The sequence below is a fragment of the Myxococcus eversor genome (assembly GCF_010894455.1).
Lineage (GTDB): Bacteria > Myxococcota > Myxococcia > Myxococcales > Myxococcaceae > Myxococcus > Myxococcus eversor.
In genome coordinates this window covers 137,216-162,876 of the sequence record NZ_JAAIXY010000022.1, presented here as the reverse complement: position 1 = coordinate 162,876, position 25,661 = coordinate 137,216, and the positions used below count along the sequence as shown (strand labels likewise).

At 69.6% G+C, this 25,661-nt stretch carries 22 protein-coding genes; 13 read left to right on the top strand and 9 right to left on the bottom strand.

The genetic code is table 11. From position 1 onward, the window contains the following. Nucleotides 1–930: 930 nt before the first annotated feature. From rdgC to G4D83_RS35670, 4 genes are all read left to right on the top strand, one after another. Complete coding sequence (gene rdgC / locus G4D83_RS35685; RefSeq protein WP_163869362.1) at nucleotides 931–1,578, top strand: recombination-associated protein RdgC; 648 nt, start codon at nucleotides 931–933, stop codon at nucleotides 1,576–1,578. Beyond that, nucleotides 1,565–2,254 carry a hypothetical protein gene (locus G4D83_RS35680; RefSeq protein WP_163869361.1) on the top strand — a complete coding sequence of 230 codons (690 nt, stop codon included), beginning with the start codon at nucleotides 1,565–1,567 and terminating at the stop codon, nucleotides 2,252–2,254. Before rdgC ends, G4D83_RS35680 begins: the two co-directional genes overlap by 14 nt. Before the next feature lie 162 nt (nucleotides 2,255–2,416). Next, nucleotides 2,417–4,843, top strand: coding sequence for an ABC transporter permease (locus tag G4D83_RS35675; RefSeq protein ID WP_163869360.1), 2,427 nt, complete (start codon nucleotides 2,417–2,419; stop codon nucleotides 4,841–4,843). A 65-nt stretch (nucleotides 4,844–4,908) separates the two neighbouring features. After that, the gene (locus G4D83_RS35670) at nucleotides 4,909–5,889 is read left to right on the top strand and encodes a GlxA family transcriptional regulator (protein WP_163869359.1); all 981 of its coding nucleotides are present in this window, start codon (nucleotides 4,909–4,911) and stop codon (nucleotides 5,887–5,889) included. Between the two features lie 96 nt (nucleotides 5,890–5,985). Here G4D83_RS35670 and G4D83_RS47000 read toward each other — a convergent pair whose 3' ends face one another. From G4D83_RS47000 to G4D83_RS35655, 3 genes are all read right to left on the bottom strand, one after another. Beyond that, on the bottom strand, nucleotides 5,986–7,182 hold the full coding sequence (locus G4D83_RS47000; RefSeq protein ID WP_163869358.1) for a M57 family metalloprotease: 1,197 nt from the start codon (nucleotides 7,180–7,182) through the stop codon (nucleotides 5,986–5,988). Nucleotides 7,183–7,439: 257 nt separating this feature from the next. Then, on the bottom strand, nucleotides 7,440–8,306 hold the full coding sequence (locus tag G4D83_RS35660; RefSeq protein WP_163869357.1) for a hypothetical protein: 867 nt from the start codon (nucleotides 8,304–8,306) through the stop codon (nucleotides 7,440–7,442). Between the two features lie 267 nt (nucleotides 8,307–8,573). After that, on the bottom strand, nucleotides 8,574–9,014 hold the full coding sequence (locus G4D83_RS35655) for a hypothetical protein (RefSeq protein WP_163869356.1): 441 nt from the start codon (nucleotides 9,012–9,014) through the stop codon (nucleotides 8,574–8,576). A gap of 220 nt (nucleotides 9,015–9,234) precedes the next feature. Between G4D83_RS35655 and G4D83_RS35650 the strand changes: the two genes are divergently transcribed. Further along, nucleotides 9,235–10,242, top strand: coding sequence for a cupin-like domain-containing protein (locus G4D83_RS35650; RefSeq protein ID WP_163869355.1), 1,008 nt, complete (start codon nucleotides 9,235–9,237; stop codon nucleotides 10,240–10,242). A gap of 18 nt (nucleotides 10,243–10,260) precedes the next feature. Here the strand turns inward: G4D83_RS35650 and G4D83_RS35645 are convergent, their stop codons facing one another. After that, nucleotides 10,261–10,428 (bottom strand): hypothetical protein, encoded by a 168-nt coding sequence (locus tag G4D83_RS35645; RefSeq protein WP_163869354.1) that lies wholly within the window; start codon nucleotides 10,426–10,428, stop codon nucleotides 10,261–10,263. 57 nt (nucleotides 10,429–10,485) lie between these two features. Between G4D83_RS35645 and G4D83_RS35640 the strand changes: the two genes are divergently transcribed. Next, nucleotides 10,486–11,541, top strand: a complete 1,056-nt coding sequence (locus G4D83_RS35640; RefSeq protein WP_163869353.1) for a cupin-like domain-containing protein — start codon at nucleotides 10,486–10,488, stop codon at nucleotides 11,539–11,541. Further along, entirely contained in the window at nucleotides 11,538–12,437 is a 900-nt protein-coding gene (locus G4D83_RS35635) for a hypothetical protein (protein WP_163869352.1), read from the top strand. The genes G4D83_RS35640 and G4D83_RS35635 overlap by 4 nt, the downstream gene beginning before the upstream one ends. On the opposite strand, the gene G4D83_RS35630 is transcribed toward G4D83_RS35635, so the two are convergent. The 3 genes from G4D83_RS35630 to G4D83_RS35620 form a co-directional block, all read right to left on the bottom strand. Then, a complete protein-coding gene (locus G4D83_RS35630; RefSeq protein ID WP_163869351.1) occupies nucleotides 12,406–12,783 on the bottom strand; it encodes a hypothetical protein in 378 nt (125 codons plus the stop codon). The genes G4D83_RS35635 and G4D83_RS35630 overlap by 32 nt on opposite strands. A gap of 8 nt (nucleotides 12,784–12,791) precedes the next feature. Next, a complete protein-coding gene (locus G4D83_RS35625; protein WP_163869350.1) occupies nucleotides 12,792–14,063 on the bottom strand; it encodes a hypothetical protein in 1,272 nt (423 codons plus the stop codon). 84 nt (nucleotides 14,064–14,147) lie between these two features. Next, nucleotides 14,148–16,913: a CHAT domain-containing protein gene (locus G4D83_RS35620; RefSeq protein ID WP_163869349.1), complete on the bottom strand. Its 2,766-nt coding sequence runs from the start codon at nucleotides 16,911–16,913 to the stop codon at nucleotides 14,148–14,150. A gap of 209 nt (nucleotides 16,914–17,122) precedes the next feature. On the opposite strand from G4D83_RS35620, the gene G4D83_RS35615 reads away from it, so the two are divergent. Then, on the top strand, nucleotides 17,123–18,073 hold the full coding sequence (locus G4D83_RS35615) for an FAD-dependent oxidoreductase (RefSeq protein ID WP_163869348.1): 951 nt from the start codon (nucleotides 17,123–17,125) through the stop codon (nucleotides 18,071–18,073). Nucleotides 18,074–18,075: 2 nt separating this feature from the next. Here the strand turns inward: G4D83_RS35615 and G4D83_RS35610 are convergent, their stop codons facing one another. Next, on the bottom strand, nucleotides 18,076–19,818 hold the full coding sequence (locus G4D83_RS35610) for an N-acyl-D-amino-acid deacylase family protein (RefSeq protein ID WP_163869347.1): 1,743 nt from the start codon (nucleotides 19,816–19,818) through the stop codon (nucleotides 18,076–18,078). Nucleotides 19,819–20,029: 211 nt separating this feature from the next. Here G4D83_RS35610 and G4D83_RS35605 point away from each other — a divergent pair, with 211 nt between their 5' ends. Together G4D83_RS35605 and G4D83_RS35600 are read left to right on the top strand one after the other, a co-directional pair. Further along, a complete protein-coding gene (locus tag G4D83_RS35605; protein WP_163869346.1) occupies nucleotides 20,030–20,362 on the top strand; it encodes a hypothetical protein in 333 nt (110 codons plus the stop codon). Between the two features lie 83 nt (nucleotides 20,363–20,445). Next, nucleotides 20,446–21,186, top strand: coding sequence for a peptidoglycan-binding protein (locus G4D83_RS35600; RefSeq protein WP_163869345.1), 741 nt, complete (start codon nucleotides 20,446–20,448; stop codon nucleotides 21,184–21,186). 12 nt (nucleotides 21,187–21,198) lie between these two features. Here G4D83_RS35600 and G4D83_RS35595 read toward each other — a convergent pair whose 3' ends face one another. Beyond that, entirely contained in the window at nucleotides 21,199–22,473 is a 1,275-nt protein-coding gene (locus tag G4D83_RS35595) for an endonuclease/exonuclease/phosphatase family protein (RefSeq protein WP_163869344.1), read from the bottom strand. Nucleotides 22,474–22,729: 256 nt separating this feature from the next. Here G4D83_RS35595 and G4D83_RS35590 point away from each other — a divergent pair, with 256 nt between their 5' ends. From G4D83_RS35590 to G4D83_RS35580, 3 genes are all read left to right on the top strand, one after another. Beyond that, nucleotides 22,730–23,539, top strand: coding sequence for a hypothetical protein (locus G4D83_RS35590; protein WP_163869343.1), 810 nt, complete (start codon nucleotides 22,730–22,732; stop codon nucleotides 23,537–23,539). 277 nt (nucleotides 23,540–23,816) lie between these two features. Next, entirely contained in the window at nucleotides 23,817–24,638 is an 822-nt protein-coding gene (locus G4D83_RS35585; RefSeq protein ID WP_163869342.1) for a serine aminopeptidase domain-containing protein, read from the top strand. Continuing rightward, complete coding sequence (locus tag G4D83_RS35580; RefSeq protein ID WP_163869341.1) at nucleotides 24,635–25,624, top strand: alpha/beta fold hydrolase; 990 nt, start codon at nucleotides 24,635–24,637, stop codon at nucleotides 25,622–25,624. Before G4D83_RS35585 ends, G4D83_RS35580 begins: the two co-directional genes overlap by 4 nt. Nucleotides 25,625–25,661: the final 37 nt, after the last annotated feature.

The following is a 25,661-nucleotide window of genomic DNA, read 5'->3' as shown; positions in this document are numbered from 1 at the left end:
AGGTGCTGGCGCGTCAGTCCGCGAGCTGGGAGTTGGATTCTCGCGAGGTGCTCGTATTCGAGACGGATGCGCGTTGGAGTCGCCAACGGGAGGTCTCTCAGAGGGACTCTGGCCGCATGGCGACCCTGTTCGGGCCGTACGCAACCTGGCGCGGGTGGGTGCCGGGCTCGGGACAAGCGCGGCTCTCCAACGAGCGGTTGATCTGGCGCTCCTCGTTCGGTGGGCCCCGAAGCGTGCGCCTGGATGACCTTCCCGCGGAGGGACTCCGGCTCGACGCGAACACGCGGGAGGTTCGCGCAAGCGGGGATTGGGGCGTGATCGCTCGGCGGAGCGTCGACGCCGTGAACATCGCGGCGTTGGTGGAACTGGTGCGCTGGCCTCGCCTGCGCGACGCGCTCCGCTCCGGCAGGCGGTTGGAGTCAAGAGCCCTCTTTCCCGCGAGGCTCGAGGGCGCGCCGGGACACTGTGTCCTCGGCCTCGAGCACCTGTCCTTCATCTCCGCGGGGCAGGGTCCGCAGACGCTGGGTGCCATCACTGGCAGGACGGCGTCCCTTCCGGCGTTCGACGCGGACCGACTGGTGGAGCTGCTGCGGTGGCTGCCGGAGGCGGAGTTCGATTCAGCCCTGGGCCGCGTGCTGGCTGTCACCGCCAGCCGGCGCTGGAGCCGTGCGCAGGTGGTCCGCATCGAGCAGGAGTACGTGGGGAGACAACCGATGCCCCTGGTGGACTCGCTCCGGTTGGAGTGCGGCGGTGAACGCTTGCTCGGCTTCCCGAAGGATTCCCAGGAGGTGGTGGCGGATGGGCTCCTGCGAAATTTCCCCCGGAGGCAACAAGGACCCTGGGCCCTGAAACGTCCGCCGCCGTCGATCGGCGGGCAGCACCAAGAGTGCCTTGACGCCTTGGCTCGGGCCCCCCATCCTGCCGCGCCCCATGCCTGTCCTTCGTGGTGCCGTCACCTTCTCGCGCTTCCGGGTCGAACCCGCCAAGGAAGCGCCTTCCGACATCAAGCGCTGGCTGACCCGTGGTCTCAAGGCGCACGCGTTCGAGCCCATCGACCGTCGCTCCGAGGATGACCGCGCGGCCGGCTTCGTCGAGCTGGAGAACGCGGACGCCGTCGACTTCTCCGTCGGCCGTGTCTTTTACGGAGAGTACGTCCTCTTCTCCTTCCGCATCGACTCGCTGAAGGTCCCCGCGTCGGCGATGAAGGAGGAGATGGCGAAGTGGTCAACGAACTTCGAGGCGGAGAATGACCGTCCGCCCAGCCGTGGCGAGAAGACGCAGGCCAAGGCGCAGATCAAGCAGATGCTCCGCACGCGCGCCACGCCGCGCACCAACGTGCTGGACGTGAGCTGGAACCAGAAGACGCAGCAGCTTCAAATCTGGGCCGCGTCGCGCAAGGTGGTGGAGGAGATCCTCATCGCGCTGGAGAACGCGCTGGGCCTGAAGCTCGTGGGCTTGACGCCGGCCGCCATCGCCCAGACGTCGGGAATCGACGAAAACGCGCTGGGGCCCACGGCGGAGCTGATTGGCATGGACCTGCCGGCGACGTCGGCGGAGGTGGCACATGGCGAAGCGTGAGCAGGCGCGGGCGGATGCCGCCTTCGCGCGAGGTGATGTGGGCGTCGATGGCGCCGCCACCGAGGAGACCAAGGACGTCGCCGAGGTGGAACGAGGGCAGGCGCGCGAGCAGCTCCTGCGAGGCCGCGCGTACCTGGGCCGCGAGCTCCTGACGTGGATGCTGTGGCGCTCGGAGACGGGCGACGCGCTGGTGGAGCTGGAGGGCACGGGCGTCAACGTGCTCTTCATGGGTCGCATCACCCTGCGCGGCGTGGCTGGCGACGTGACGGAGTTGAGCGCGAAGGGCACGCTGGCGCCGTACTCGGAGCAGGTGAAGCACGCGTTGGACAAGGGCCTCCTGGTGGCCCAGGCGCGCATCCGCTTCACGCACGGCGAGAAGGAGTACGAGGCCACGCTCGACTCCGAGTTCCTCGACGTGCGCGCCGCGAAGCTGCCCGCGCTGATGAGCGAGGAAGAGGACGACCAGCTCAACGAGCGGCTGTTCCTCACCGAGCAGCTCTCCGCGATGATCGACGCGCTGGTGGGCGACTTCCTCAAGATTCGCGTGGGGAAGACCTGGAGCAAGCAGGTGGTGCCGGCGATGAAGGAGTGGATGCGCGGCGACGAGCAGGGCGCCAACGCCCTCTCCAAGGCCGCGCGCGCCCGGGGCCGTGACGCCCGCGCCGCTCGGCACTGAGCAGGCGGGCTCGAGGGTGGACGTCCGGAATCGTCGGGACAACGTCATTGTCCCGGTCCGGGCGTCCGCCTATCCCTGAGCCTTCGGTGGTCGCTGCTCGCGCACTTCAGTGAGAGGAGACCACCCCGTGGTCCGGGTACTGCCCGGAACAGGAGGCAGGTGGTGCTCGAATCCCTCTGGCAGGACCTTCGCTACGGCACGCGCATCCTCGTCCGCAGCCCGGGCTTCACCGTGGCCATCCTGGTGACGCTGGCGCTGGGCATTGGTGCGAACACCGCCATCTTCAGCGTCATCCATGGCGTGCTGCTGAGGCCGCTTCCGTATCCGGACGGAGAGCGGTTGGTGCACCTGGAGCAGCCGGTGGCGCGGCAGGGAGGCGAGAGCGCGGGCTTCTCGCCGCTCGAGCTGGAGGACTACCGGCAGCGCCTCACGGGCATCCAGCGGCTGGTGGAGTACCACTCCATGCCGTTCAACATCGTGGGGCAGGGTGAGCCACGGCGGGTGCAGACGGCCGTGGTGTCCTCCGGCTTCTTCGACACGCTGGGCGTCCGCCCACTGCTCGGTCGCACGTTCCTGCCCGACGAGGAGAAGCCTGGCGCCGCGCCCGTGCTCATCCTCAGCCATGCGTACTGGCAGCGCGAGCTCGGTGGGGACCCGACCATCGTCGGAAAGACCTTCACCATGAACGGGCGCACGCACACGGTCATCGGTGTGCTGCCACCCGTGCCCCAGTACCCGGGGGAGAACGACGTGTACATGCCCGTCTCCGCATGTCCGTTCCGCTCGGGTGAGCACTGGGCGCATGCCCGCACCAGCCGGGGGCTCACCGTCCTCGGGAGGCTGGCGCCCGGCGTGTCGATTGTGGAGGCACGCGCCGAACTGGAGAGGGCCGCCGCGAGCCTTCATCAGGCCTGGCCCGAGGCCTATCCAGAGGCCCAGGGATTCACCGCCACCGCTTCACGCATCCAGGACAGGCTCGTGGCCCGTGCGCGTCCCACGCTGCTGCTCCTGTTCGTCACCGCTGTCTTCCTGCTGCTCATCGTCTGCGCCAACGTGGCCAACCTCACGCTGGCTCGGCTGGCGCGCCGCGAACATGAGCTCGCGGTTCGGGTCGCCGTGGGCGCGGGCCAGGGTCGGCTCGCGAGGCAGTTGCTGACGGAGCATCTGTTGCTGTCGTTCCTGGGCGGACTGCTCGGGCTCGTGGTGGCCGTCGCCGGGATGGAGCTGCTGGTGGCGTTCGTCGCTCGCTACACGTCCCGCGCCGTCGAAGTGGAGGTGGGCGCGCCCATGCTCCTCATCAACCTGGGGTTGTCGCTCGGCACGGGGCTGGTGCTCTCGCTGCTGCCGGCGCTTCCCGCCCGCACGCTGTTCGGCGCGGTGGCCAAGAACGGTTCCAGTGGTTCACGGGTGAGCCCGCGGTTGCGAGGTTTCTTCATCGTCTCGCAGGTGGCCCTCTCTTGCGTGCTGTTGGTGGGCGCGGGGTTGATGTTGCGCAGCATGGTGAGGCTGCATCGGGTGGACCCGGGGTTCGACCCGGAGAACGTGCTCACCGCGCGGGTGGACCTCGGGTGGGACCGCTATCGGGAGGATGACAAGGTCCGTGCCTTCGCCGAGCAGTTGGTGCCACGCCTGGAGGGGCTGCCGGGTGTGACGGTGGTTGGCCTCGCCAACGAGCTCCCGCTCGGAGGCAGCGAGCCGTGGACGATGGCGTTGCAGGTAGAGGGCGAGGAGGTCTCCGCCGGACAGGTGCGTCCGCGAGCGGACCTGCGCAGCGCGACCAGTGGCTACTTTCACGCCCTCGGAGTGCCCTTGTTGAAGGGTCGCCTCTTCGAGCCTGGAGACCGTCCGGACACTGCTCCCGTCGTCGTGGTGAACCAGGCCTTCGCGCGCACCTATCTCGCGGGCGGGGAGCCGCTGGGGCGGCGCATCTCGTTCGATGAGGGGCGCAACTGGGTCACGGTGGTGGGGGTGGTGGGAGATGTGCGGGAGCGCGGGCTCGGAGAGGATCCACCGCGCGAGGTGTATCTCCCCTTCGCGCTGCAGCCCTTGCGGGACATCCGGGTGCTCGTGCGCACGAGCGGAGCTCCGATGGCGCTCGCGCCACACGTGCGTGAGCTGGTGCACGAGCTGGACTCCGTGCAGCCGGTGACGGACGTGCGCACCCTGTCGAGTCTGCGGAGCGAGTCGCTCGCGGCGCCGCGCCTGATGACGTTGCTCCTCGGCTTCTTCGCGGTGCTGGCGTTGGTGCTGACCTGCACGGGATTGACGGGCGTGGTGGCGTTCTCCGTGAGCCAGCGGGTGCGAGAGCTCGGTATCCGTCTGGCGCTCGGAGCCGAGCCCTCCAGTGTGCTGAGCCTGGTGCTGCGTCAGGGCATGAGCCTGGTGCTTGCCGGCCTGCTGATGGGGACGGCCGGCGCACTGGGGCTGTCGTGGCTGATGGAGGGGCTGCTGTTCGGAGTGGAACCCACGGACCCTGTGACTCTCGTGGGAGTGGTGTTGTTGCTGGGCGGTACGGGAGCGGTGGCTTGCCTGCTGCCCGCCTTGCGTGCCGCCCGGACGGACCCGGCCATCGCCCTGCGGAGCACATGATGCCCATGGTGTAGGTGCCCCATGGCCCGGCGGGCGGGATTACGATGCCGGGTCTCGAGGTGCACATGGCATCGGCGGTGCGGCGTGTGGGCATTGTTTGCTACGAGGCTCTGGAGGCCTTGGACCTCGTCGGGCCGCTGGAAGCGTTCTCGAAGGTCCAGACCGACGGACAGCGCCACTATGAGGTGGTGCTGGCGGGCCTTCACCTGGGGGAGTTCCGGTCCGAGTCAGGGCTCGCCTTCAAGCCGCATGTCCTGCTGGAAGAAGCCAAGGGGCTGGACACGCTCATCATTCCAGGAGGCGCGGGACTCCGGAGACCCGAAGTCAGGGCACCGGTGGTCCGTTGGCTCAGGGCTCATGGACATACGCTCAGGCGAGTCGTCTCTGTCTGCACGGGCGTCTACGCACTCGCGGACTCGGGCCTGCTCGACGGTCGGCGGGTGACCACGCATTGGCAGTTCGCGGAGGACGTGGCGGCTCGCTTCCCGAAGGTCCGTGTCGAGCCAGATGCCCTGTTCATCAAGGACGGTGCGTTCTACACGTCCGCGGGAATCACCGCGGGCATCGACCTGGCGCTCGCGTTGATTGAAGAGGACCACGGTCCACGTGCGGCCCTCTCCGTGGCGCGTGAGCTGGTGATGTACCTCAAGCGCCCGGGAGGTCAGGCCCAGTACTCGGAGCCACTGCGCTTCCAGGAGGAGGGCGGTGGGCGCTTCGGAGACCTGACGAGCTGGATGGTGGTCAACCTCGCCGGAGACCTGTCCGTGGAGGTGCTGGCACGCCGTGCGTGTCTGAGCCCACGACACTTCGCCCGGCAGTTCCGGACCGTGTTCGGGCAGACGCCCGCTGCCTATGTGGAACGGCTTCGTCTGGAGGAGGCGCGTCGCAGGCTGGTGGATGGAGATGGCGGCATCGAGCAGGTGGCCCTCTCCGTGGGGTTCCAGAGCGCGGATGTCTTTCGCAGGGCCTTCGAGCGCCGCTTCGGTGTAGCTCCGAGCACCTACCGTCGAGGCTTCGGCACCCCTGCGTTCCTGTCAGTGGAGTGACCGCGAACAGTGCTGTCCGTCGAGGTGGCAATGCCCAGATGGAGCCATCCATCTGGGACATCAAGACATGGTTGAGGCCAGCGCCGTGCGGAGACGTCACTGCATGAAGAGGACGAACGTCTCCCAAGCGCCGACCGCGGGGCGGTCGGCGTTCACCGCGCCCGAGTAACCGCCGCCGCCGCCGTTCTCGGCCACCACGTATTGTCCATTGGAGGCTTGCAGGGCCACGCGGTCTCCGGTCTGGAAGCGGCTCCGCCCTTCGATGTTGACGAGGCGGAAGGACTCCCAGCCCTGGGCGACGGGGCGGTTGGCGTTGACCACACCGCCGCCACCGTTTTCGGCCGTGACGAACTGGCCGTTGAAGGCGCGCAGGTTGATGAGGTCATTGTTGAGCAACTCGCCGCCGTTCAAGTCGACGTAGCCGAAGCTCTCCCAGGTGCTGATGGCCAGACGGTCAGCGCCCACGAACGAGCCGCCGCCGTTCTCCGCGACCAGGAAGTGGCCCGTGGCGGTACGGAAGGCCAGGGTCGCTCCGCTCCGGGGATACATCGCGAGCAGCGCGGTGACATCGCTGCCCGTGAACTCTCCGGTCTCCGACGAGCGGAAGCATGCATTCATGATCGAACCCCCGACCACCGCGTTGGTCGGCGTGCCGGGAATGTGGATGGCACCGACGCCCGCGGTGCCCTCGTTACCGCCAGTGCCGCAGCTGATGGTGCGGTTGTAGTAGTCCGAGTGACGGAAGCCGATGGTGTGGCCGAGCTCGTGAGTGATGACATGCTCGATGACGTCGACGCCGTACTGGCTGAGCAGGCCGCCAATGGTGATGGACCCGAACGGCAGGCCATTGGCGGGGAATCCCGCCACGCCGCCGTTCATGTTCGGGTCGATGTTGGCGTTGATGGTGAAGCTGCAGCCGGTGCTCGGCGTGCGCGCCATCGAGAATCGGAGCGACCGCTCCGAGTAGTTCTGGATGGCCAGGTTGAGGGCCGTGCTGAACACCCCGGTGAAGGCAGCGCCATTGACGCAGATCTTCGTCACTGCCGGGCCGACGAGGTTGGTCGTGCGGTATTGCTCCTCGGAGGTGGGGGCCTCCAGCATCTCGCGAGAGGCCTCCAGGCTGACCTCCGCGTCCCTGCCGACATAGACGGTCTCTCCCGCGACCTGGATGTCATTGGCCGGGAAACCGGCCTGTATCAGATTGTCGACAATCTCCTGTGTCTGTGCGGGCTGCTCTCCGCAGCCGACGACCAATGCGCTGCTCGCGACGAATGCGAGAATGAAGCCCTTCAAGGTCCTGGGGGTGTGGTTCACAGACAATCCGGTCGTGAAGGCTGGGCGGATGAGACATCGCCTGCTCGAGCCTTCTCGCGAGCAGGTTGGCCACTGCCCTATCGACCTTCATGTTCAGCGGCGACGAATTCGCGGGTGCTCCGCGCCCGTGTGTCGTCTGGAACTTCACGGCGTCATCGCGGGACGCAATTGTGTTCCTCAAAGACACACTGTCGTTGTCGCGGCGCGCGGCTCGTGGGTTGTCGGCGCCTGCGGGCTCACGGTGCGGGAGGAGAGAGCGCCCGGAATCCCTCCGCGAGCGCGAGGCCGATGTTGCCCATCAGGTCCTGTCGCGCGTTGACTACATAGAGATGGGGCGTCAGCGCCCACACCTCTCGGACGATGCGGCGCGGAGGGGGAGGGGGCTGAGTGCTCAGCTCCGCCTGGAGCAGCGGCAACACCTTGTCGGACAGCCGCAGTGCCGTATCCATCACGAAGACCGCCACGTGCGGACGCAGCGCACGCACGCGCCGGAAGAAGGCTCCTACTTCATCTGGCGCAAGGTGCTTGGGTGGCGAGGACTTCATCTCCAGATAGACGAGCCGTCCCTCCGCCGCGCCCACGACGTCCAGGTCTCCGCCGACGTCGGGCGCGTGGAACTTCACGCCCGCAGCCACGTCGAAGCCGAACCGGCCTCGCAGCTCGTGCGCGACGTACCACTCCAGCGTGCCGCCGAAGCTCGCGGCTGGGTACACGAGTTGGTATCGGCCATCCGCCTCGCGCGTGGCCAGGTCCAGGGACACCAGGTCCTCGGCGAAGGCGGTGGCGCCGGCCTCCTCCAGATATCGCGTGGCCTCCACGGGCGTGAAGCTGCCGTGTCGCAGGATGGCGCCGCGCAGGAAGAGGCGGAACGCATAGTGGCCCAATCGCTCCACGAGCCGCTCCGCCCGCGCGCCGCTCACGTCAGCGGGGAAGGGCAGGTCCAGCGGCGCGACGGTGGCCTGGAACCCCCGGCGCGCCAGCATCGCGAGGGGCTCGTTGCCGGGTGCCAACAACAGGCGCGGCGTGGGCGATGCGCTGGCCTCGCCCAGCTCCAGCTCACGCGCCGTGGGAAGGTCCTCCTCGGGGGGCGGCTGCTCCGTCATGGCCTCACCCTAACCCGGGGCGCGACAACGTGCGCCACTTGGGGCAGGACGTCAGACGATTCGCGTGCTCCATCGAATGACACCACCTCGACCATGTCGCATGCTCCGCGCACGACCTTCGAGTTATCGCGCGACGTTCCATGGTTCGCCCAGGTCGACCCTCGGCTCACGCTGAAAGGTGAGGTCGACGCTTACGAGCTGTCGCGCAACGCTCCGTCGTCCAACACGGAGCGATGCCTGGCTCACGATGAAAGAGGAGGTCGACGCTCACTGCACGTAGACAGGGCAGTAGCGCAGGAACTCCGTCACGGGAGGCTGGCAGAGCTGGAGGATGCGCGAGTCGTCACCGAAGCTCTTGCTGCGTGCCTGGAGGTAGCAAGCCGCTGGGTCATCGTCGTTCGTCGCGAACTGACAGAGCTGGAGCGCCTGTGCCTGGGTCAATGAGCCCTCGTCCTGGACGCGCAGGAAGCACTTCGCGGGAGCATTGGAGCGGGCGCCGCGACAGAGCTGGGTGGCCACGTAATCGTCGCTGAGGCCTCCCTGGCTGGCGGCCGAGTAGCAGGAGACCTGGGGGGCGAGCGCCACCTCGCCGTCATCGTCGTCCTGCGCGAGCCCGCTTGCCGGAGCGACGAGCAGGAGCAACGCACCCAACCCTCCCGTGCTGGCGAGCGACAGGCACGACCGGAACCTCAAGCTGGATGATTTCATCGCGGGCCTCGTCCGGAGAATCTAGGACTCCGTCCGCCCACGGGACTCGCGGCCCGTGCAGTCGCCCCCCGTCGGGACAGGCGGGAAGGCGCCACCCGGGCCTCGTGCCGCCTACCGCACGGAAGAAAACGCACACCCGCTGAAACCGTCTGTCCCCTGGCCTGCCCAGGATGACCGAGCGCCTTGTACAGTGCCCGGCGCGCAGGGCAGCGGAGGGGACATGGCCAACGTGGCATCCAGCCTGGGCTCGGAGTGGCGGGCATGGCTGGCGGAGAACGTGGTGCGAGGCGTGTCCTCGGCGCGACTCGTCGACACGCTGGTGTCGGCGGGCATGCCGCTCGCGAACGCTCACGCGGAAATCGAAGCCACCCGTGCGCACCCGGCCGTGGCGGCGGGTCTACGTCGCATGGGTCCCCACGAGGACATGCTCTCGCTGCTCGACACCCGCGTCGCGCTGCACCGTCACTCCGGACGCCACCAGCGCCTGGAGCGCCAGGAACACCTGGCCGTGCCCACGCTGATGGAGCGCTACTACCTGGCGCACGAGCCCGTGCTGCTCGCGGGCTTCATGCGGGACTGGCCTCTCATGGCGAACTGGCGGCCAGAGGCGCTCTCACGTCGCTACGGAGACGTGGAGGTGGAGGTCATGGCGGGCAGGGAGTCCCGCGCGGACCACGACGTGGAGCCGGATGCCTGTCGCGCGGTGATGCGCCTGGGCGAGTTCCTCCGCAGGCTGGAGGAGGGCGGCCCCACCAATGACCTCTATCTCACGGCCCGCAACTTCGCCCTGGAGCGAGAGGAGCTGCGCGGGCTGCTCGACGACGTGCGCTATCCACCGGGCCTGTTGCGCGCTTCGGCGCGGGCCGGCGCCGTGAAGCTCTGGGTGGGTCCCGCGGGCACGCGGACGGAGCTGCATCACGACCTGGGCACCGTCCTCTTCGGACAGGTCTTCGGCCGCAAGCGCTTCCGACTCATCCCCTCGTTCCACACCCACCACGTCTACAGCCACCTCGAGGTGTGGAGCCAGGTCGACGCCGACCGTCCCGACCTCACGCGCTTCCCCGCATACCGCGAGGCGGACGTCCTCGAAGTCATCGTCGAGCCCGGAGACATGCTGCTGATTCCCGCGGGGTGGTGGCACTGGGTGCACGCGCTCGACGTCAGCGTGTCCGTCACCTTCCAGGAGTTCGACGTCCCGGAGGGCAATACGTGGTGGAAGCTGGGATGATGCCCATGCTCCGCGCCGTCATTTCTCCAGCGGCGGCGTGGTGGGCGGCGGGGTGGGAACGGCGCGCTCCTCGGGCGGCGCGGAATGACCTCCCGGGTTGGGGACGATGCGCGGCGCTATCCGCGTGGCCGGGTTGGGTGGCGGGTTCGGGACGATTTTTGGAGCAGGATCCTTTGAAGTCGTCATGCGGTCCCCAATGCAACGGTGTGGCCTACCCGAGTGGTATATCGCACCGCGCGAACCATGACTCCTGACGAGCGCGAGAGCCTGCCGCCCCCGGTGCGTTCCTGGCTCGCTGAAAACTTGACCGCGGGCGTGGACCCCTCACGGCTCGTCCAGGCGCTCCAGGCCCGTGGCCTGTCCGAACCACAGGCGCGTGAAGCGGTGGACGCCGTGGCCTCGCACCCCGCGGTGCGTCACGGCCAACAGGCCCATTTCCGGCGCCGGGAGCTGGAGGGGCTGCTGGAGACGCGGGCCCGACTCCATGCCCAGCGCCACCCTGGCACCCCTCCAGTCGGCGTGGAGCGACAACGCCACCTGGCCCCCAAGGACTTCTTCGAGCGCTATTACGTCACCAACCAGCCCGTCATCCTGGAGGGATTGCTGGACGACTGGCCGGCGCTGACGCGCTGGAGTCCGGAGTGGCTGGCCGAGCGCTTCGGTGACGAGGAGGTGGAGGTCATGGCGGGCCGCGACGCGGAGCCGGACCCGGACTTCCATGCGGAGCGCCTGCGCCGGACGCTGCCCCTGCGCGAGCTGGTGTCCCACGTGCGCGACACGGGTGTGTCGGACGACGTGTACCTGGTGGCACGCAACAGCCTGTTGCTGCGCGCCGCGTTCCGTCCGTTGCTCGACGACCTGACTCCACCCAGGGGCTTCATCCATCCGGACCTGAGCGCCCCGGACAGCGTGCACCTGTGGTTCGGCCCCGCGGGGACGGTGTCGAACCTCCACCACGACCACCTCAACGTCCTCTTCTGCCAGGTGCTGGGCCGCAAGCGCTTCTGGTTGGCGCCGCCCTGCGAGACGCCTCGGCTCTACAACGACAGGGGCCTCTACAGCGCGGTGGACATCCTCGCGCCGGACCTGGGCCGCTTCCCGGACTTCGCGCGCGTCACGCTGCACTCCTGCGTGGTGGGGCCGGGTGACGCGCTGCTGATTCCGGTGGGGTGGTGGCACGCGGTGCAGGCGCTCGACGTGAGCCTGTCGGTGACGTTCGTCAGCTTCGACCGGCCGGAGCGCAACGTGGAGTGGCGCGACTATTGGATTGGCCCCAGGCCAGAGAAGGTCCACCGATGACGGATGCGGACACGCGCGCTCCTGGAGCGCGAACGACGGGCTCGCTGGCGCCGGAGTGGCGGCGCTGGGTGGTGGAGAACCTGCTGCGCGGCGCGGAGCATGACGACCTCGTGGCTGTCCTGGAGCGCTCGGGCGTCGACGCGTCGCTCGCTCGCGCGGCCGTGCGGGCCGAGGCCGAGGACCCCTGCTACCTGGGCGCCGCGCGCGCCGTCGCGATGCAGCGCAAGCTGGAGGGGCTGCTGGACCTCTACGCCGACCTCCATCGCCAGTCGGCGGGCCCGACGCACGTCGCACGCCACGACGCCTTGTCGCCCGAGGACTTCTTCGAGCGCTACTACTTCCAGAACCTCCCCGTGCTGGCCCCTGCCACGGTGCTCATGGACGCGGTCTCGGAGGACATGGGTTCGCGGCTGGCCACGCTCGCGAGCGGAGCCAACGCCACGAGCGAGGCACCCGGCGCCTTCGTCGTGCCTCCGGGCTCCAGCGAGCTGTCGCGCATCTCGGTGATTGCGCCCCCGGGCCTGGTGACGGCGGAGGCCCCCGCGGGCCTGTGGTGGGACGAGCCGGGCGCGGAGGTGCCCCTGCGGCCCTCGCGCCGCAACACCCTGGTGTGTCAGGTGCGAGGGCACCGCGGGCTCCAACTCGTGCCCGCCCATGCGTTGCATCGCGTGCTGGGCGCCACCTCGGTGCCGGACGGCGTGCCGCGCCTGGAGGTGGAGCTGTCGCCCGGTGAGCTGCTGCTGCTTCCCGTGGGGTGGTGGTTCTCGCATCGCTCGCCAGAGGGCGGCGCAGCGATTGTCTTCGAGTCCTTCGCCGCGCCCGAGCCCAACGTGTCGTGGACACCCCGGCCGGAGTCCCGCGAGCCTACGCCTCCTCCTCGCTCTCCAATCGACTGAGGAGTTGTCGGGCCAGCTCCCGCAGCGCGGGAGCGGAGGGCTCGCGCTCCAGTCGCACCAGGTCCTCTCGGATGAGGGCGAGCCGTCCCGCCTGCGCGAGAATCTTCAGCGCTCGCGACTGCACCAGCTCCTCGGGGGGCATGGAGTGGGGGACGGGCGGTTGTCCTCTCAAGGGGACACGGCCTCGCTGCGCCAGCAGCTCCACCAGCACTCCCACGTCGGCGTCCTCCAGGGGGCCGACCTCCATCTGCTCCAGGGCCCCCATCAGCTCCCCCCAGGCGAAGCCGCGGGACGGAGGTTTTCGCTCCGCCACCATCCGCCTGAGCTGTTCGCGTGTCGTCGGCATGACAACTCCTAGCGTGTCCACATGATGTCTATCTCCGGGACCTGCTCCGTCCCGACGGTGATGCCGAACTCGTTGCGCCCCAGGTCCACCTCCCAGAGTCTTCCGTTCGCGCGCAGCGTCCCCATGAGGAAGGGCAGCGTCGGATGCAGGTAGCGGCGTCGGAAGGAGGACTCCGCGCCCAGTCTGACGGGGCGGCCATCCGCCGAGGGCAGCGGCATGTCCAGCTCCACCGCCTCTGTCCGGAAGCAGGCGTCGTAGAGATACAGCCGCCCTGAATCCTCCAGGAAGTTGAGGCAATGGCCGTCGTCCCAGCCAGCCATGAAGACATACCGGGACTCCACGCGGCCCAGCAGCTCCACGGGTTCGTCCGGCGCGAAGGGATAGCGCACGCAGTCATGGAAGCGCCCCTGCAGGCGCGTCAGGCGGCTGGGCTCGAGCTGGTTGATGCCCGGCGCCACCGCCACCATCGCCTCCCAGCGCACCTCGTCCGTGCGCGGGTCGTCCTTGGGCACCAGGTGCAGCGTGCGGCCCTCCAGCGTCACGCCCTGACAGTTGGCCAGCTGCTGGAAGAGCTGATACCAGCCGCCGCACATGCCGCCGCCCACCGTCAGCATGTGGCGCACCGTCCACGCGGGCACGCCGTAGCGAAGCCCCGTCTCCGGCAGGCCTCGCAGCAGCGCGTCGCAGATGTCCTTGCGCGACTCCAGCCCCGCGCACCAGCGGGAGGACCAGCGCACCAGCGGCACATAGGCCCCGGAGGGCGGCGCACCCGCGCCTCCTTCGCGCATGGGCGCGCCGGTGGTGAACAGCTCATGTCGGCTGTTGCCCAGGAAGAGCTGGCGCGCGCTGCCGTCCGCGTCCGTCCACTCGGCCACCCACTGGAGCTCCAGCGAGTGCGTGCCGATGTGGTTGGGCAGCGGCCGGTTGAAGGGCACCGGCTCCGCGAGCGTGCTCCAGCCCGCCGTGCGCTCCAGCGTCACCGGGTGCGGCCCGAGCCAGCGGATGGGCGTGTCCGGGCCATGGGCCGGGGACAGAGAGCGGCCGAAGGCGCTCAGCTCGAACGACGCGGGGACGAAGTGGTTCGCGAGCAGGGAGACCTGGACGGAGGGCCGCGCGCCGCGCACGTAGGCGATGGGCTCGGCGCGGTGGTCCCGAATCCACTCCGGCTGTTCTCCCAATCGGGTGTCGGTGATGGGGCTCCACAAGGCAACCGTGCCGCTGTCCGCGTCTCCTCGGTCGAAGTGCAGGCTGTAGATGGCCAGCGGTTCCGCGATGTGCATGTCCACCCCCCCCTTGCCCGTGCCGGAGGGGCACGGACACTGCGTCACGGCCTCCGGCGACACCCCCACGGGCCGCCGGTGGTCCTACTCATACAACAAGACGCGCGTCACCCACGGCGCGCCCTTCACCTCGCGCAGCCAGCGCAGCCGCTCCGCGCGCAATGCCACCGCCGGTGTCGCCCCCGCGTGGATGCGCTCCCGGACGCCCTGGAAGAAGCGGCCCGCCGAGTCCGGGATATCCACCGTCGCCGCGAACACCGCGCGTGCCCCCGCGCCGACGAAGGCCTGGGGCAGTGATGACGTCTGATGCAACAGGGGCGGCAGCCGCGCCGCGCTGCAAGCGCCCAGCAGCACCACCGGCGAACCCTCCAGGCGCACCTGCTTCAGCGCCTCCGAGGTCAACGCGTAGCGCCCGTCATATTCGGGAGCCAGGGCGATGACGGGGGCTTCGGACAGGCTGCGGTCCACCACTCCGTGCGCGTGGAACTCGATGTCGGTGGCCCGCGCCATCGCCTCCAGCACGCGCGAGGGCGTGGCCTGCGCGCCGGACAGCTCCATCGACTGGCCGATGGGCGCGGGCGTGGACTCCCACGAGGACAGTCGCGCCAGCCCCAGTCCCGAGGGCGTCTCCACGTTGGCCACCACCAGGTGCAAGGGCGGGGGCGGCTTCGTCTTCGGCTCCGCCGCGACGCCCGTGGCCACGCGGTAGCTCCACGCCATCTCCGGCGGGAGCAGTCCGGCCCGGCTGTCCAGCGGAGGCGCCGCGAGCACGTCCACCCGAGGGCACGTGCGCAACAGCGTCAAGAGCTTCTCCGGCACCAGCCCGGACAGGTCTTCTCCCAGCGGCTCCTTGCGGGAGGCGTCATGGTGACCGAGCACCTGGCCCCGGGGCCCGAGCGCGACCACCACGGTGCGCTCGGCTTCCGTCGCGGCGATGAGCGCGCACTGCTTGGGACTGGTGACGCCCAGGTGCCTGGCCACGACGCCCGGTACCTCGGAGAATGCGCCCGCCTCGCCAGCCGTGACGGCCATCGTCTGGTAGGCCACCGCCACCGCGTCGCGCGCGTCCGCGTCCGTCGCCAGCAACGGCGCGGCCTGCTTGATGAGGGCGGCGAGCCGCTCATTGCCCTGCTTCCGGTCCTTCAGCAGCTCGAAGCGCGCCCGCACCAGTTGGGCGAGCATGCGGCGACCGGGAGTCTCCCGTTTCGCCTCGGCCCGGGCCAGCTCCGCGCTGATCTGCGCCGCGTCCTCGGGCCGAGGGTCCATCCGCATCAGGTCGGTGAGGGTCCAGGCGCCGATGAGGTCCACGGACGTGGCGCACTCCTGCGCGAGCACCATGGCGCGGCGGGCCTCCTTGGGCCTCAGCCGCATCAGCTCCAGGGACGCCAGGTTGCGGTGGACGTAGTTCTTCACGCCGCAGGAGTCCGGATCTCTCGCCAGATACTCCAACAGGTATGCGCGCGCGGAGGCCACGCGGAACTGGAAGCGGGCCGCCTGGGCGAGCGCGCGCAGGGCCGCGGACTCCAGCCCCCACTCGCCCATCGCCTGGGCTTCGCGCCAGCTCGCCAGGGCCGTCTCCTCGGCTTCCGACAGCCGGTTGGCGGACGTGGCGCTGTGGCTCATCTTGCGCAGCAGGTCCGAGCAACGCGGGCGCAGCCGCTTCTCGCGACAGAACGTCAGCGCGGCCTTGAGGCGCTGGTCCGCCCGCCACGACTCGCCCGCGAAGCCCTCCTGCCGCGCGAGCTCGTCCTGCACCAGCAGGTGGATCCACGGGTCATCCCACTCGCGGGCCAGCTTCTCCAGCTCCTCGGGCGGGCTCTGGGCCTCCGGCGACAGCAGGCGCGCGCCGAGCAGCAGGTCCTGTTCACCCGCGCCGCGCAGGCGGGTGAGGAACTCCGCCGAGGCGGGCTGGCGCTCGCGCACGAGTCGCGCGTACTCGGCGGCCAGTGGCGCGCGGCGCGTGAAGTCCCGTGTGGCCACGGCGCGCGTGTGGTCCGCCAGGGCGGTGCCACCGTGGATGCGGTCCAACAGCTCCGCGAGAGGCAGGAGCGCCAGCACCCGGGCGGACGTGGGCGCGGTGCGCACGGCGTCGTAGAAGAGGCCGCGAGAGATGCCGGGATGCTGGCGGGCCTCTTCCAGAGGAATGGGGAGCGTGGGGTCCTGGGCCAGCTTCGTGAGCGCGGCCAGCGTGCGCTTCCAGGACGTGTCCCGCTGACTCACGGACGCCCGCAGCGAGGCGGCGTGCTCACGGGCCTCCGTGCTCCAGCCGGGCTCACCCAGGGCGGCGACCTGGTCGAAGACGGAGGCCGCGAGCAGGTGCAGCCCCATCTCCCGCAGCACGAGCGCCCGGTTCCACAAGGCCTGCGGATGACGGGGCGAGGTCTCCAGGATTCCGTCGAGCGAGGTCAGCGCCTCGTCATGGCGCTTGAGCAGGAAGGCGGCGACGGCCTGGTCGTTGTCGCGATTGAGCGACGGCGGCGCGTGCGCGAGGTGCGCGAGGCCTTGCTGTGGATCTCCATGAAGGAGGTAGGACGCGGCGATGCCCGCGCGGTCTCCGCTCTCCTCCAGTCGGGCCAGCTCCCTCAGGGGCACGGCGATGGAGGGACGCTCCTCGCGGGGCCGGACATAGGGGCGGTGCACATCCGCGGCGGGGACGCTGAGTCGGGGCTCCAGCGGACGGGTGCGGGTGTCGGTGAGCCACAGCAGCTCGTCGCGACGGTCTGTCAGCGGCCCGGAGCGAGCGATGAGGAGGGCGGGGAAGACCAGCAGGGGCAGCAAATGCCACGCACGCAGGCGCGGGGCGCGTCGCCCGCGAGTGGACTTCCCTGGTGCATCCAGCTCTGCCGCCATTCGCTGGACCCTCCCCGTCGCTCCACGTCCCATGGCGTGGAGCCGTCACTGAGACTCCGAGTCTTAAGCCATAACGTATGAGGGGAACAAATCGTGGCGGAAATCGTGTCAGTGAAATGCGCGCCGGGTTGGAGTTGACGGCCTGAGTCAAGACGACCCGGGTGTGCGTTGGCGAAGCCCGAGGGGCCTCCCGGAGCTAGGGTGACGCCATGTTCATCGTCATCCTCGGCGGTGGTGTGTCGGGCCTGTCGTGCGGCATCCGGTTGCTGGAGGCCGGGCACTCGGTGGAGGTGTGGGCGCGAGAGCTGACGCCGCACACGACGTCGGATGTCGCCGCGGCCGTCTGGTATCCCTACCGGGCGTGGCCGCAGGAGCGCGTCAATGCGTGGGCGAAGCGGACATATACCGTGCTGGAGTCGCTCTCGCGCGAGCAGCCCTCCGCGGGCATCCTGAGCGTCCCCGGCGTGGAGGTGTTCCGGCGTCACGTCGAGGACCCGTGGTGGCGCGACAGCGTGCCGGACTTCCGTCGGGCGCGCGCGGATGAGCTGCCGCCGGGTGTGTTGGAGGGTTATCACTTCACCGCGCCTGTCATCGAGATGCCGCGCTACCTGCCGTTCCTCATGGGGCGCCTGCGCGAGCTGGGGGGCCACGTCGTCCAGCGAGAGGTGCGCTCGCTGGAGGAGGCATGGGCGCGCGCGTCCCTCGTGGTGAACTGTACGGGCCTGGGGGCGCGCGAACTCGTGGGTGACGAGACGCTGTTTCCGGTGCGGGGTGAGGTGCTGCGGGTGACGCCGCCTCCCACGGACCGCTTCATCTTCGACGACGAGTGCGAGCACGGCATCGCCTACGTCATTCCCCGCGCCCACGACTGCATCCTCGGCGGCACGGTGGAGGAGGGGAACGCGTCACTCGTCCCCGACGCGGAGGCGGCCCGGGGCATCCTGGAGCGCAACGCGCCGCTCCTGCCTCCGGGCGCGCCGCTGAACGTCGTGGAGCACAAGGTGGGGCTGCGCCCCGGCCGTCCCACCGTGCGACTGGAGGCGGAGGTCTTCGGGGAGCGCGTCGTGGTGCATGACTACGGCCACGGCGGCGCGGGTGTGACGCTGTCGTGGGGGTGCGCGGAGGAGGTCGTCCAACTCGTCTCCGCGCACGCCCGCTGAAGTCATGCCCTCGCGCGGAGCACCTGTCCGAAGCCGCGCTCCTGGCCCAGGGCCGGTGACACCGCGCCTTCCGTCACCGCCTCGCGTCCGGAGATGAGCACCGCCTTCACCGCGGCGTCATTGCGGCGCACCAGCCGGACGAAGCCGCCGAAGTTCTCCATGGGCGCCTCCGCGATTTCGTCGAGCTTCGCGTCCAGGCCCTCGGGGTTGATGACGACGAGGTCCGCGCGGCTGCCCTCCGCGAGCACGCCCGCGTCCAGACCGAACCACTCGCCAATCTCGCCGGTGAGCCGGTGCACCGCGCGCTCCACCGTCATGAAGGGCTCGCCGCGCTTCTGGGCCTCGCGCACCAGCCGCAAGAGGCGCAGCGGGAAGTTGTAGTGCGCCATGTTGCGCAGGTGCGCTCCCGCGTCGGAGAAGCCGACGAGGATGTCCGGGTGCTGGCAGATGAACTCCAGCTCCTCGCGCCTGTCGTTGGCCATGACGGTGTACCAGCGCAGCGCGTCCCCATGCGTGGCCACCAGGTCCAGGAACACGTCCACCGCGTCGCGGCCCTGCTCCTGGGCCACCTGCGCGAAGGACTTGTCCACCATGCTGGCGTCCGGGCACGCGAGGATGCGCGACTGGTTGAAGTCGCGGTGGAAGGCGCGCGGCAGGAAGCGGTTGGTCCACTGGCTCCGGAAGCGCGAGCGATACTCCGGGTCCTTCAAGAGCCCCGCGCGCGAGGCCGCGTCCTGAAGGTGCAGGGCCGCCGCGCCCGCGCCGAACTCCTCGAAGACGACCAGGTCGATGCCGTCCGCCCACAAGTCGAACACCTCCGGCAGGGCCTGCCAGCGGAAGTTCGCGCCGAACAGCGTGTTGGCCGCGCGCGACAGGACTCCGATGAGCCGGTGGATGCCCCGGCTGGCGCGCGGGTCCATCATCGAGATGACCGTCGTCTTCAGCGTCTTGCGGAACAGGCCCATGCTCTCCAGCAGGAACAGCACCACGTTCACCTTGGTGCTGATGTTGGGCACGCCCTGGAAGACGCGGCCCCGCTCGCGCAGCAGCTTCGTCAGTCGGCGGTACTCGCTCCAGCGCGCGTAGGTGGAGGGCAGGGGCCTGCTGCGGACATCGCGCGAGCCGCCCATCTTGTCCCACTTGAGCGTCATGATGGACATGCCCAGGTAGCCCAGGTCCAAGCCCTCGGTGACCATCGCCTCCATGCGGCGCAGCTCGTCCTCGGTGGGACGCAGCCCCGGCTCCAGGCTGCGATGCAGGCCCATGGCGTGCGCACGCAGCGCGGAGTGTCCCAGCATGGACGCGACGTTGGGTCCCAGCGGGAGCGTCTCCAGGTGTTCCAGGTAGCCGCCCAGCGTGTCCCACGTCTTTCGCTCCTCCAGGAGCGTGCGGACGGCGTCGTAGGGGATGGCCTCCACGCGGCAGAACATGTCCGCCAGGTCCTCGGGCTTTCCCACCGCGAGGCTGAGCGAGCAGCTCCCCACCACCACGGTGGTGACGCCGTGGCGCACCGACTCGGAGAGCGATGGAGCCAGCTCCACCTCGGCGTCGTAGTGGGTGTGCAGGTCGATGAAGCCGGGCGTCACCCAGTGGCCGGCGGCGTCGATGACGCGCGTGTTCGGCCCGCGCTCAATCGGCCCTTCCGTGAGGGCGGCGACCGTGCCTCCGCGGATGCCCACGTTCAGCTTGCGCGGTGCGTTGCCCAGACCATCGAATACGAGTCCGTTCTCGACGATGAGGTCCATGCGCCGAGCCTAGGCCCGTCGTTCTGTCCACTTCCACCCGGAAGCCTCCGACACGAGGGCCACCGGACAGTCGGGCGCGGTGCGTCATTTCGAGACGGGCGCTCCCGCGACGAGAGGAGGGGCGCCTGCTCGCAGGGCCGCTCTCACGTGCTCCCATGCCTACCTTGGCGTCCTGACCACACGCACGCGACACGAGCGCGGGAGGCGAGAGATGGCACGGACACGCTGGCAGTGGCTCACGCTTGTGGGCCTGGGGACGTCACTGGTGGCCTTCACGGGCTGCGATGACACGAAGGTGCGCGACAACTCCCGTGAGGTTGGCCGCGAGGTGGGGAACGCGGCGAGGGAGGTGCGCGACGGCACGCGCGAGGCGGCGAAGGACATGAAGACCGCCGCGGAGGAGGCCTCGCAAGGTTTCAAGGAAGGCATTGGCGGTTCGGGCGCGGCGAGCGACGCGGCCACGCCGGTGCCGAACCACACGGAAGAGGACCGGGAACGTTCGGTGGATGACCGCGATGTGCCGGGTGAAGCACCTCCGCGCTGAGGTCGGGGCGGCCCTCCTGGCGCGGTGACTCGACGCGGTGCCAGGATGGTGCGCGCGGCCATGCAGCGGCTGGCGGGGGCCCCATGAGCGAGCTGGAGCTGGACAAGGTGTATCGCCGGGGTGAGGAGTCCTCCGGCGTGCGGCGCATCCAGGAGTGGCTGTCCCTGAATGGCTTCGCGGTCGCCGTCGACGGTGAATTCGGCGCCGCCACGGAGGCGGCCCTCAAGCGCTTCCAGGCGCGCGCGGGGCTGCCCGTCTCCGGTGTCGCCGATGCCGCGACTTTCGAACGTCTGGTGTCACCGCTGCGCGCCGCGCTCACCGGAGTTCCCGTGTCGGGCCGCTCCCTGGGCTCGCTGACGGTGGCGTACGCGGCGCAGCACCTGCGTCAGCTCCCCCGGGAAGTCGGTGGACGCAACCGCGGGCCGTGGGTGCGGCTGTACCTGGATGGCAATGAGGGCTCGTCCTGGTGCTGGTCCGCCGGCTTCGCGACGTACTGTCTCCATCAAGCGGCGAGGACGCTGGGCGTGCCCATGCCGCTGGAGCGGACCTTCTCCAGTGACCTGCTGGCGGCGCAGGGGCGCGCGCGGGCGAGCTTCCTCTCCACGATGAGCGCGCCGCCGGACCGCACGCGCATCCGCCCGGGCAGCCTCTTCCTGCGGCGGCGCACGCCCGGAGACTGGGCCCACGCGGGCATCGTCACCGAGGTGGATGAAGAGACGTTCCAGACCATCGAAGCCAACACCAACGACGACGGCGCGCACGAAGGCTACGAGGTCTGCGCGCGCACCCGGGGCTTCAAGAACGTGGACTTCGTCCTCTTGTAACGCCGCCGCGCCTCACGTGGGCTTGCCAGGCGTCGGCTTGCCGTCGCGAGTCTTCGCTGGCTTCAGCGTGTAGTGCGCCAGGACGGGCTGATGGTCCGAGGACTCGGTGCTCCGGTCCACCTCGAAGAGGACGGGCTCCAGCTCCGGGCTGGCATAGAGGTTGTCGAAGCGCTTGCCCGTGGCGGGCACGACGCCCGCCGCGTCCGGCAGCGAGGTGAGCGTGGCGCTGTCGGCGATGTCCTGGAGCCGCAGCCAGTGCTCACTCCCGCGCGGCACCTTCCCCGAGCGCAGCTCCGCGCACGCCTGCTTCGGCGTCATCATCGCCCCCTCTGCGAGGCGCACGCGCGCCACGGCGGCGTGGGCGATGGTCTCTGGCAGGCCCTGCTCCATCACGTGCAATTCGTGGCGCAGCCGAGGGTCCGCGATGTTGCCCACGCCCTTGTCGCCGACACTCGCGTGAGGCTCGCCGTAGCGCACGGCGTACTCCTCCACCGTGTCCGTGTCGTCGTACGTGATCAGGTGGGCCATCAGCCAGGAGCCCCCGCGCTTGATGGCGGTGTTGGCGTTGAAGTCACCCAGCGCCACGGCGTGGGGGACCTCCCGGTGGCGCAGCAGCGAGTTGAGCTGCCGCATGTTGTGCGCGTTGATGGCGGAGTCCCCCAGCGTGTGGTGCACGTTGTAGAGGACGACGGGCAGTCCGCCGACCTCCAGGCGGACGTACAGCGCGCCCCGGTCCTCCGGCAGCTCGCAGACGTCCCCACCCCGGCGCTGGATGGCGGCGGCGCGCTCCGCGTCGGAGAGGGAGTAGGTGAAGTGGGCCGCGTCCACCAGCGGATGTCGCGTGAGGAACGCCTTGCCGTTGATGAGGCGCGCGCCGTTGCCTCCGTCATGGCCGAAGTACGCCAGGTGGAAGCCATAGCGTGCCGACAGCAACACGGAGATGGGGACGTTGGCCTCCTGCAGCCCGATGACGTCCGGCATGCGGCCTTCTGCCTCCAGCCCGTCGAAGTACGCCAGCAGCGCCGCGCGACGCTCGCCTCCGAGCAGGATGTTGTAGCTCATCACCGACAGGCCGGGGCCCGTGGGAGGTCTGACTTCCGGGTTGCGAACGATGAGCGTGCGACCGTCCCCGAGCTGCCGGGCCGTCGTCGGCAGCTTGAAGGCGTCGAGGCTCGGCAGGGTGAGGGTGGGGTCCCTGCGAGGATGGGGCTCCTCGGGGCTGGTCGCCATGCGGCCGAGCAGCGGGCCCACGCCCGGCAGGTGCTCGAGGACCTCGGGCACCTTCATACGGGCTCCTGGGACAGACCCCTCTCGAGAGGGGCGTGAAGCAGCGAGTCGTGCTGGCGAGCGACGTTGTCCACCAATCCTCCTGGGTGTCCTCAAGTTCGATGCGGATCCTCCGACTCGCCAGGGGGCAGGCCCCTTGGAAAGCGTGATTCGGCCATTCTCGCCGGGACGGAAAGCGGGCAGGCGGCGGGGCCATGGCCTCCTCCCCAGCAGGTCGAGAGGCGGAGCGGGGGGACCTCGTGGTTGAATACCGGACATGACGCGGCTGTGGTTGCTGGTGATGAGTGCGGTGGGAGTGACGGCGTGCGCGACCACGCCCCGAGCGGACTCGGCGACTCCTTCTTGTGAGCAGGGTGCGGTGCTGCCCTGTCCGGAGTGGGGCGCCAAGCTGCTGCGCGAGGGCGACCGTCCCCGCGCCATCGAGGCCTTCGCGAAGTCGTGCGCGGAAGGCGACCTGTCGAGCTGCATGACGGAGGGCCAGTTGCGCAAGGAGTCCGGCGACCTCGTGGGCGCCGAGCGGACCCTCACCAAGGTCTACGACACGGGAGACGAGAAGGCCGCCCTGGCACTGGCGGACGTGCACGAGGCCAAGGGGAAGCCCGTGGACCTGCGGGCCGCGGCCCGGTTGCGTCGCGAGGCCCCCGCGATGAACAAGCCCGCCACGGAGGTGGTCTTCGCCATGCGGACGGGCAGCGAGATGGGCACGGGCCTGGAGCTGTCCTTCAACCTCCAGCCGATGGCCTTCATGGAACGCCGGCTGGGCTTCGGCGCGAACATGGTAGTGGGCGGGGAAGACGGGCTGGTGGAGGCCAACGGCTTCGCCGCCTATCAGCACTACCTCACGCCCTTCGTGGTCCCCTATGCGCGGGCCATGGTGGGAGGCATGGGCTCGGGGCAGGAGACCTTGCTGAACGTGGGCGGTGAGGCGGGGGTGAAGCTGTGCCTGGAGGACGTGGGCCACCTGAACGTGGCCGCCGGCGTCTCGCGCGGCAGCGGGGGGTATCTCTCGGTGGGCCTGGGGCTCAATGGCCTCATCGTCCTCGCCATCCTGTTGCAGGTTCGCTAGCGCCGACACCCGTCCGCCAATCCCTCTCCGGAGGCAGTGTCTCCTTCGCCGGGGTGGCGCTTCCGCCGGGAGCACGTGCCAGCTTCACTGTGATTCCGCCGGTGTGCTCCGCGCGTCTGGGTCCTTGGGGACCGACCTTGCGTGCGTGCTGTCTGGCGTCAGGGCTTGTCACGGGTGACTGCGTGGTGGGTTGCAGATGTGACAACGACTGTTTGACTCGCTTGGCGACGCGTTCCTAGCATCGCGTGACATCAAGGCGGGGGGACTCACCACTCACATGCCGGCATTGACTGAGTCACCCGGGTATCTCTCCCAGGGCGAGGACTCGCTCTATTTCGTTCACCACCGGGCGCGGACGGAGCGTCGGGCGGCGGTGCTGCTCGCGGGGCCGTTGGGGCTGGAGCGTGCGCACGGCTACGTCGTGTGGGTGAGGTGGGCGCGCTTCCTCGCGGCCCGGGGCGTGGAGGTGCTGCGGCTGGACTACCGGGGCTCCGGCGAGAGCACGGGGCGCTTCGACGAGATGACGTTTCCTCGCTGGGAAGAAGACCTGCGCACGGGCCTGGAGCACCTGCGGCGACTGAGTCCCGGTGTGCCATTGATGGTGCATGGGCTTCGACTCGGCGCGTTGCTCGCGGCGCGGGTGTTCCGGACGGAGCGGGTGGATGGACTCCTGATGTGGGAGCCGCCGGAGTCAGGGCGGGCGCATCTGATGGAGGTGCTGCGCCGGAAGGTGGCGGCGGACAACCTGGAGGGGACGGGAGGGGAGGCGCGCTCGCGCGAGGACTACGTGACGCAGTTGGAGGCGGGGCGGCACGTGGAGGTGGAGGGGTTGCCCTGGTCTCGCGGCCTGTGGCGCAGCTCGGAGGGGTATGGGCTGGCTGTGCCGGAGAAGGACGAGGCGCGGCCGTGGCGGGTGGTGCATTTGGATGGACGTCCCGCGGAGCGCTTCCTGGCGCCGGGGAAGAGTCGGTCGGTGCGGGCACCTCGGCCGTTCTTCTGGTCGACGAGCAACCGGCTTTTGCCGGAGCTGGTGGACCTCTATGAGGATGGGCTGGGGTTCATCGCCGGGTCGGGGGCGGGCCAGGAGGCGCGGTCATGAGGGAGCTGATCCAGCTCGAGGTGATGGGCCATCGGCTGTGGGGGACGTTCCATCCTCCGTCACCGTCCGCGCCCCGGCGCTCCGTGGGAGTGCTCTTCCTGAACCCGGGGCATGTGCCGCGCTCGGGTCATGGAGGGCTGTCGGTGCTCGCGGCGGACCAGCTCTCCGCGCAGGGCTTCCCGTGCTTCCGTGTGGACCTGCCGGGGTTGGGGGACTCGGATGGGCCGCTGCCGGAGATGACGTCGGAGCTGTACCAGCTTGTGTGCAAGGGCGGCTTCGTGGACGTGGCGAGCGCCGTGCGGGAGGAACTCCAGCGGAGGCATGGGCTGGAGGGGATGTTGATGGGCGGGCTGTGTGGGGCGGCGACTACGGCGCTGTATCTGGCGGACCGTGAGCCGGAAGGCGTGCACGGCCTGTTCATGTTCGAGCCGGAGTTCTATCTGTCGGAGCAGGAAGCGGCGGCGGTGGGGGGGGAGGGGACGGCGGTGGAGGCGGAGCACCCGCGACTGTCATTGAAGCGGGTGACGTCGAAGTTGTTTTCGTACTGGGGATGGATGCGAATGCTGACGCGGGAGAACGAGTACGCGCGGCTGTTCAAGTACGTGCCATTCCCCCGGCAGCGGTTGTTGGACTTGTTGATGGACTGGGATTCATTGCCGGCGGTGGCGAACGTTCCGCTGGTGCGGGCGTGGCAGCGTGTGGTGGAGCGCGGGCTGCCGGTGCTGGTGCTGACGGCGGAGGGGAAGTTGAGGGATGTGTTCTTCGACCGCATCCACCGTTCGGCGCTGGCGGACCTGCCGCACCCGAACCTGTCGCGGATTCGGCTCAAGGGCACCAATCACATCTTCACGACCGGCGGAGCGATTGAGGCGTCGGTGGACCACCTGTCACAGTGGGCCTCGGAGCGCTTTCCGAGCTCCAACACAACGCATCTGCCCATTCCGCCCGACGCTATGCGTCCGGGTTCCGAGCGGGTGGTGAGCTGAGAAGAGTAGCCGTCCGACCGCGCGGCGTCTGGGGCCC

Coding starts and splice junctions, on each gene's coding strand:
- rdgC (WP_163869362.1), top strand. CDS start 931: ATGCCTGTCCTTCGTGGTGCCGTCACCTTCTCGCGCTTCCGGGTCGAA.
- G4D83_RS35680 (WP_163869361.1), top strand. CDS start 1,565: ATGGCGAAGCGTGAGCAGGCGCGGGCGGATGCCGCCTTCGCGCGAGGT.
- G4D83_RS35670 (WP_163869359.1), top strand. CDS start 4,909: ATGGCATCGGCGGTGCGGCGTGTGGGCATTGTTTGCTACGAGGCTCTG.
- G4D83_RS35660 (WP_163869357.1), bottom strand. CDS start 8,306: ATGACGGAGCAGCCGCCCCCCGAGGAGGACCTTCCCACGGCGCGTGAG.
- G4D83_RS35655 (WP_163869356.1), bottom strand. CDS start 9,014: ATGAAATCATCCAGCTTGAGGTTCCGGTCGTGCCTGTCGCTCGCCAGC.
- G4D83_RS35650 (WP_163869355.1), top strand. CDS start 9,235: ATGGCCAACGTGGCATCCAGCCTGGGCTCGGAGTGGCGGGCATGGCTG.
- G4D83_RS35645 (WP_163869354.1), bottom strand. CDS start 10,428: ATGACGACTTCAAAGGATCCTGCTCCAAAAATCGTCCCGAACCCGCCA.
- G4D83_RS35640 (WP_163869353.1), top strand. CDS start 10,486: ATGACTCCTGACGAGCGCGAGAGCCTGCCGCCCCCGGTGCGTTCCTGG.
- G4D83_RS35635 (WP_163869352.1), top strand. CDS start 11,538: ATGACGGATGCGGACACGCGCGCTCCTGGAGCGCGAACGACGGGCTCG.
- G4D83_RS35630 (WP_163869351.1), bottom strand. CDS start 12,783: ATGCCGACGACACGCGAACAGCTCAGGCGGATGGTGGCGGAGCGAAAA.
- G4D83_RS35625 (WP_163869350.1), bottom strand. CDS start 14,063: ATGCACATCGCGGAACCGCTGGCCATCTACAGCCTGCACTTCGACCGA.
- G4D83_RS35620 (WP_163869349.1), bottom strand. CDS start 16,913: ATGGCGGCAGAGCTGGATGCACCAGGGAAGTCCACTCGCGGGCGACGC.
- G4D83_RS35615 (WP_163869348.1), top strand. CDS start 17,123: ATGTTCATCGTCATCCTCGGCGGTGGTGTGTCGGGCCTGTCGTGCGGC.
- G4D83_RS35610 (WP_163869347.1), bottom strand. CDS start 19,818: ATGGACCTCATCGTCGAGAACGGACTCGTATTCGATGGTCTGGGCAAC.
- G4D83_RS35605 (WP_163869346.1), top strand. CDS start 20,030: ATGGCACGGACACGCTGGCAGTGGCTCACGCTTGTGGGCCTGGGGACG.
- G4D83_RS35600 (WP_163869345.1), top strand. CDS start 20,446: ATGAGCGAGCTGGAGCTGGACAAGGTGTATCGCCGGGGTGAGGAGTCC.
- G4D83_RS35595 (WP_163869344.1), bottom strand. CDS start 22,473: ATGAAGGTGCCCGAGGTCCTCGAGCACCTGCCGGGCGTGGGCCCGCTG.
- G4D83_RS35590 (WP_163869343.1), top strand. CDS start 22,730: ATGACGCGGCTGTGGTTGCTGGTGATGAGTGCGGTGGGAGTGACGGCG.
- G4D83_RS35585 (WP_163869342.1), top strand. CDS start 23,817: ATGCCGGCATTGACTGAGTCACCCGGGTATCTCTCCCAGGGCGAGGAC.
- G4D83_RS35580 (WP_163869341.1), top strand. CDS start 24,635: ATGAGGGAGCTGATCCAGCTCGAGGTGATGGGCCATCGGCTGTGGGGG.